This is a genomic window from Pseudomonas sp. 51_B, assembly GCF_017491595.1.
In the GTDB taxonomy this organism is placed as follows: Bacteria; Pseudomonadota; Gammaproteobacteria; order Pseudomonadales; family Pseudomonadaceae; genus Aquipseudomonas; species Aquipseudomonas promysalinigenes.
Genome location: NZ_JAFGYW010000259.1, coordinates 1 through 488, shown reverse-complemented (window position 1 = coordinate 488; position 488 = coordinate 1). Strand labels below are relative to the sequence as shown.

Here is a 488-nt window from a genome sequence, read left to right as displayed (position 1 = left end):
CGGCCAGCATCCTTTTTGAGTAGCGTGGCTGCTGCGGCTTCGTCGTGGGCTGATCGCCAGGGCCGGGCCTGCCTCAACGCCACCCAGGCGACCGAAGTAGCAAGCAGTCGATGTCCAGCACTCAACGCATCACCCGCCACCCCGCGAAAATAGCCGCTGCCGTCGAGTCGTTCATAAGCGTGGGTGGCTATCTCGGCGGGCGCGGCCAATTCCGCTACCGGTCGGAGCGCCTGTTGCGTCCAATAAGGCACCAGGCGCACTCGCTCTGCCGCACCGTAGGGCAGCGGCCCTGGGCTATTCCAAAGATGATTGGAAACGGCTGCGCGGCCGAGACCGTAAATCAGCGCGGACTTGCCAATGTCTGTCAGCGTCGGCTCACTCAGCCCCCACAGGCGCGCAGCTTCCATGGCAACATGCGCGACCTGACGCGAATGCCCGGCCAGCCATGGCAGCTTCAAGTCAATGATGTCTCCGACCAAAGTCAGTGA

General features: G+C 63.3%; 1 protein-coding gene. It reads right to left on the bottom strand.

Annotated features, from left to right (window positions below):
* A partial coding sequence (locus J5M56_RS24720; RefSeq protein ID WP_279381846.1) for an HD domain-containing phosphohydrolase occupies nucleotides 1–458 on the bottom strand: 458 nt, incomplete at its 3' end.
* Between the last annotated feature and the right edge of the window lie 30 nt (nucleotides 459–488).